The sequence below is a fragment of the Streptomyces daliensis genome (assembly GCF_054782395.1).
Window position 1 is genome coordinate 1 of record NZ_BAAGSO010000035.1, and the last position, 6056, is coordinate 6056.

General features: G+C 65.8%; 4 protein-coding genes. 1 reads left to right on the forward strand and 3 read right to left on the reverse strand.

Annotated elements, in window-relative coordinates:
* Positions 1 to 1100 (forward strand): recombinase family protein (locus ACYVOO_RS08440; protein ID WP_461015008.1); only part of this gene is annotated, 1100 nt, incomplete at its 5' end.
* Between the two features lie 343 nt (positions 1101 to 1443).
* Here ACYVOO_RS08440 and ACYVOO_RS08445 read toward each other — a convergent pair.
* From ACYVOO_RS08445 to ACYVOO_RS08455, 3 genes are all read right to left on the reverse strand, one after another.
* A complete protein-coding gene (locus tag ACYVOO_RS08445) occupies positions 1444 to 1935 on the reverse strand; it encodes a hypothetical protein (protein ID WP_461015009.1) in 492 nt (163 codons plus the stop codon).
* Between the two features lie 439 nt (positions 1936 to 2374).
* Positions 2375 to 2719, reverse strand: coding sequence for a DUF397 domain-containing protein (locus ACYVOO_RS08450; protein ID WP_461015010.1), 345 nt, complete (start codon positions 2717 to 2719; stop codon positions 2375 to 2377).
* Positions 2720 to 3944: 1225 nt separating this feature from the next.
* On the reverse strand, positions 3945 to 5156 hold the full coding sequence (locus ACYVOO_RS08455) for a helix-turn-helix domain-containing protein (protein WP_461015011.1): 1212 nt from the start codon (positions 5154 to 5156) through the stop codon (positions 3945 to 3947).
* Positions 5157 to 6056 lie beyond the last annotated feature (900 nt).

Below are 6056 nucleotides of genomic sequence, written 5' to 3' on the forward strand. Positions count from 1 at the left end.
GCGCCGCGATCGATTCCGAGCAGGAGAGCTACAAGACCTCTATGCGCAACCGGCGCACGGCCAAGCGGGAAGCGCAGAAGGGGCGTCCTTACGGCAGGGCGCCGCAGGGCTATATGCCGGTCTACGATCCCCAGACCGGGGACCTGGTCAACTGGGTGGAGAACCCGGACGAGTCGCACGTTCCGAAGCAACTGTTCACGCGGCTGCGCAAGGGGCACTCTCTGCGGTCGATCGCCAAGGACTTCGAAAAGCGCGGGTACCGGACCCGTACCGGCAAGCCCTTCTCAGAGCAGCACCTTCGGGATATGGCGTTGCGGCCGACCTACGGCGGTTACCGGGGGCACTCTCCGAAATCGCGTGGGAATTCCTTCAAGGCCAAGCATCAGCAGGTGGAGTTGGCCAAAGCCACCTGGGACGGCCTGGTGGACGAAGAGACCTTCTGGGCGGTCCGGCGCATGCTCCTGGCCCCCGAGCGGCGTACCACCCGCACAGGGCGCGCCAAGTACGAACTGACCGGAACCATCACGTGCGGTGTCTGCTCCGGGAAGACGACCATCAAGACGAAGGGCTATCAGTGTGACGAGAAGGGGTGTGTCCATCTCAGTAAGGCGAAGGTGGATGAATACCTGATCGGCACGGCTGACGAACCGGGGTTGATCCTGGCTTACCTGAGTAGTGATCAGGTGTACCAGGACTTCGCCGCCTCTCCGCAGGATGAGGGCCGGGTTACGCAGATCAGGGCCGACCTGGCGCGACTGCGGGCAGAGAAGGCCGAGACGGAAGGCGCAGAGCCGGAAACCCTGGCCGAAGCGCGGATGTTCGCCCGGACAGTGGCGAACCTGGAAAAGAAGATCACGAAGCTGGAAGCAGAGGAGCGGGCTCTCACCATGCCGAGTGTTCTGTCCGACCTGATACAGCCCGGTGCCGATGTCGCAGCCCGCTGGGCACAGGCACCGGTGTCCGCGCGACGGCAGGTAGCACGTCTTCTCCTGTGCCCCGAAGTCCTGGGAGAGGTCGTCATCATCCCTGGGCGCAACCTCTCCGTCGCTGAGCGCCTACAGCGTCGCCGGAGCCAACCCGACATGACCCAAGCCGCCTGACGAACACCGAGCGGCAGAACGAGGCCCCGCCTCTCCTGGACTGGAGGGCGGGGCCTCGCCGCGTTCTGGTGCCTAGCGGCGGACTCTGGGCCGGTCGGGCTGGTAGCCGTGGTCCGTGCTCACGTGTCTGCGTATGGCCTTCAGAACGCCTTCCTCGATGCCGCGTCGCCTCTTCCCTCGGGCTTGCGCCAGAGCGGCGGCCAAGGCGCTGCATGTGCCGCATCGGTCGGTGTATCTCGGCGCCATGGATGGCTCTCCGGGGGCAGTCCTGGGGGCGACGGCGGTGGTGGAACCGCACCCCCGGCCTGAACGGGTGAGGGCATCGGCCGGGAGTCTCAGGAAGTCAGCTCGGTGACACGTTGGTGAGTTGGAGCGTGCGTCCGCTGACGAGTGGGGCGGTGAGGATGACGGTGCGGCCGATGTGGTCCAGGGCCTTGCCGATGCGGGCATGGCGCCACTGCCACGGCCACCGGGGTACAAGGACGGTGGACAGACAGTCGCGTGTCTCGCCGTCTACGGCGATGCGCTCGCCCTTCTCGCGCAGCCGTAGCGAGCGGCAGGGGTACGAGGTGAGGAACGTGGCGTGGTTGCCTTCCATGATCTCGATAGCCTCCCCTCGGGGCAGAGGGCGCGGGTAAGTGGTGAGGATGACGGTTCCCTGCGGCAGTTTGTACATGATGCGTACGGCCCGGTTCTGGAAACGGCGTATAACGAAATGTGCTTTCTGGCCGTCGAGGACGGCGACGGGGAAGCCTGACACGAACGCCCACCCGTGGGGGTCGTACAGCAGGGCTTCGGGGTCGTCGGAGATAAGGGCGGTGTGATCACTGGGCACGGGGTCACTCCAATAATTTCCAGATACCAGATCATGAGAAAGCCCCGCCCCTCTGCCGCAATTCATCAGATGGACAGGGCTGTTGGTGGTGTTGCTACAATTGGCGACGGGCGACGTTGGCCCTACGGGCGACCGGCTGAGTCTGGGATGCGGCGCTCGCCGCTGCCAGCATTTCGCGGGTCAGCACACCCTTTCGGGTGTAGCCGCCGCACGCCTCACACGAAGCGCTGATTACTCCCAGGTACACGACTCCAATAGTTTCTCTCCTTCTGCACTGCCCGCACGGAGTGCCATTGAACGTCGCCGCAATCTTGAAGGCTAGATCTACCTCGTCGGCATTCACGCGCGATCACCTCACGTGTTCGGTGGTGCTTCGACGGCCGTACGGTGGCCTGCCCTCTCAAGAGCAGGCCACCGTTTCACGTGACCGTTGCCAGGATCAGGCGATAATGGCCGCCTGTGATGCGGCTGCCAGTTCCTCCGGTGTGGCCGTGAATTCGTCGAATTCTCCGGCCTTCACACCCTGGAAAAACTTGGTGATCTCGGCGCGCGACATGAGCAGGACCGGACTGTCGGGGGCCTTGTCGTCGCTGATCGCGATCATGCGTGTTCCGTCCGGGATGCTGACGTGCGGGTTCCCCTCGGCGCGACCTGCGTCAGCCAGGATCACGCAGTCCTTGAGGATCGGGTCAAGGTCCGTGCGGCTGGACTTACGCCAGTCGAGACCGGGCGCGGTCACGTTCACGTACGGCCGCGTGTCGAGCCCGTTGGTGATGGTGCCCATAAGGGAGGCGTCCTTTCTCTGTCGTGTGCGATTGATGGAACCCCGCCCGACTGCCTAGCCGTCACACAGACTGTCGGACGGGAACTGTCCCGTTCCGCCCACGGCCCGTGACAGCGTGGACGGAACGGGGGCCTGTCCCGCCCCCACCAAATCCCGATTGCCGTGGGGGCTTGATCGGTTTGGATGGTGGGGGCGGGTGTTTAGAGGCGGAGCGCGGTTCCGATCACGAATCCACATGCACCGCTGACACACATAAGCAGCGCCGGTCCCCCGAACTCAGCAATCGGTGGTGTCACGTTGCTCCGAAGAAATGTGCGGCACCTAGCGGCGGCCATTTTTATAGCCGGTCCCGTGAGTGCGGCGAAAAGCAGGTATGTACGGGGCGCTGCTCGCTTGCGAGTCACTGTGGTTTCTCCCTCCCTCGATCACCCTGTTTGTGGCGGTCGAAATGGCACGGCACGTAGCCAGATTGCGGTATGTAGACCACGCCTGACTTCTGATCCAGTGCTCCCCCATACGGTGTCCACCACCCTTGAGGGCTGGACGCATAGGCCGTGCCAGCAAAGGGGGATAGGAACCCCTTCTTCGCCGTCTCAGCACTCATCGGGGGTACCGCTGTACCGATTTCCGGGTCGCCTCTTGAACTAGGGGCCGGATACGGCGCATGGTCGAAGAGAACGACCGATTGTCAACGCGTCGATGCTCTGAGATCTCCGCGTCGGGGCATTCGGGGCGCCCGCATTGGCAGGGCGGAAAGGTCAACGCGGACCGAATTGGAGGTTCGCCGTTAGCGGGGTAGTCGACGGTCACCGTTTCACCCCCGCGTCGTCGTCACGCTCGCTGCGGTGCGGGTGCTCGCTGATGATCCGGCTGAAATCCCGGACCCGCCCGGCAGCCGACTGCAAGTGTGCCGTCGCCCGGCCACGGTCGGCCGCGAAGCACACTCGGCATTCGGGGACGGCGACGGGCTCAAGGGCCGGGGTGTGGACTGCGGGTGGCGCTGGCGGCTGGGTCGTCACCGAGTTGGGGGACCTGCGTCTCATCCTCAGAGCGGGGAGGGCCGCGCCATGCAGTTCAGCAGCCTCCCCGAGCGTGTCGAGCGCGTCCTCAGGGCTCTTGGCACTCGTCATGTGACTGCCCCTGCACGTTGGGTGATCTGGTCAGGAAGACCGTACGAGCAGCGGGGGAGACAGCCACAGGGACGTTGCGTCCCAGTTTTTCGACGCTATTCGGCGATGTTCAGGAAACGCGCGAGGGCCGCCAATCCCGAAGGGTGGTTCGATTTGTTCAACAGATCAGTCACGATAGCCACAGCCAACGTGTGGTGCCGCATCCACCCCGGAGCCACGCGGCGCAGCGATTCCATCGCCTTGACGGCGCCCTCGGCGTTCCCTACATCGGCGTGTGCGCGGGCCACGTCCAGGAGGAGCCACGTCCGCCACGACGGCGGAGTGTCGCGAGACAGCCTCATCCCTTTGGCAAGGCTGATCGCTTCCTCTGGCCGTCCGTGCTGAACGGCCAGACGAACTCGCTCGATACGAACGGACGATCGGTTGAAAACGCTGACCATGCGCCCGTCTTCAAGCGGCGGAAGTTTAGCCAGCTTCTCTGTGGCCTTCTCAGCGGTTGTCATCATGGTGTCCGCTTGGTCGTAGTCGCCACTTCGCGCCGCGCTGGTCGCGGCCGACATGATCAGTCCACCCCAGACCCGAAGCTGCTCGGTGCTCTCTATCCGGCCTCGCTCGACGCTGTCGGCCGCGTACACCGCTACCCCGGTAGCGTCGTTCAGCCGGTTCTGCCGTTGGTACGCCCACGCCACGGAGTTGGAAACCATGGGGCCTAGTAGGGGGTCCGAGGACGCGCCAGCGGCAGCGTAGGCCCGCTCCAGGCTCGTCAGAGCGAGATCAGTCTTACCCAACCTGATCGCGAGGTGCCCGCCTAGTTGCAGGGCTTTGCCCAGGGCTGCTTGCCCAGCCGCGCGCTGGTCTGGAGTACCTGCGGAAGCCAACAAGCGAGCGTTCGTAATGGCGTCAGGCAGCCGCGTCATCAACTCGCTGAACGCGGCGGAGTGATACAGCGTCCAGCACTCCGCCAACTCTGCACGGACGGCCGCGAGGGACACGGCGCCCGCGTCTGTGGGCTCGGGAGGCATGCCGATCAGCGGGGGCATGATCGCTCGGCGTACGGCAACGAGTTGGGGCGGGTCGGCTGCGCCGTTGCCCTGTATGGCGGGCGGGTCCCCCATGAGCGCAGTGACCTCGACGCCCAGGCCATGGGCGAGTGCATGAAGGGTGGGAAGTCGGGCGCTGTGTTTGCGCTGTTGCTCCAGCCGCGCGATCACATCGAGCGATACGTTGGATCGTTCGGCTAGTTGCTCCTGGGTGAGTCCGGCACTCCGGCGTAGGTGCCGGATGCGTCGTCCGATGTGCTCAGCCATGGTTCCAGCGTAGCCCTGCGTCGCGGCTTGCTGGGGCGCTCTTCGACGTCGCCTTTGACCGGGCTGCACGACGGCTGCTGCGGTTGGTCCTGGTGCTCCTCGACGGCGGTCTGTGTCCGTCGCCGCTGGGGCCTGCATCGGGTGCGGTCTCCTACGGTCACCACAGACAGCGCGCCACGGCGAGAGGGGAAGCCGTGCGGGCTGGCGCGCGTATGCCTCGCTGTACCCCTACGCACCGCACCCGAGGAGCCTTGTGTGTCTTCGTCGGCGGGCTCAGCCACCCGAGACTCAGCAACGCTGGTGCCGCCTACCTCCCGCAGGCGACGACGAGAGCCGCACGCGAAGCGAGCCCAGCCCTCGACGCATGGACTGGGGCGGTGAGGACTGGGGGCTCGCGATGGCGCCGGGCCGGGTCCGAGCGGTGACGGCCTGGGCCCGTGGGCGGCTGCCTGGAGCCGTGGAGGCTGGGCCCGGTACCGCCCTGGAGCACTGTCCTGTGCGGCGGGCTGCGGAGGCGGTGTGCGGGCTGTCTCGCTTCACAGGACGTCTGGAGGATGCCGGGCGTTGGCCGCCTGGGCGAGACCGGCCGAAGGCCGCAGCTCGCACAAGGGCGGCCAGGGCGCCCGGCGCGCCGCAGGCGCGCCCTTGATGAAGTAAAGACACTCTCCGCCACTCCCGCCCCCACAGTCTCTGTCGCGACAGGACGGAGCGCATCGGGGCGGGACGCGGCACCGTCTCAACGGCGCTCAGCAGCATTCCCACGGGGGCGCTGCCGCAACTGCTCAAGAGCGCTTGCCAGGGGCGTATCCGTGGCCCGCTGTCAGACCCGCCCCCTACCCTGAAGAGGTGTGGCGCGATGCGCCCTTGGCGGGGCGTATACGGCACATGATGCACAGTCAG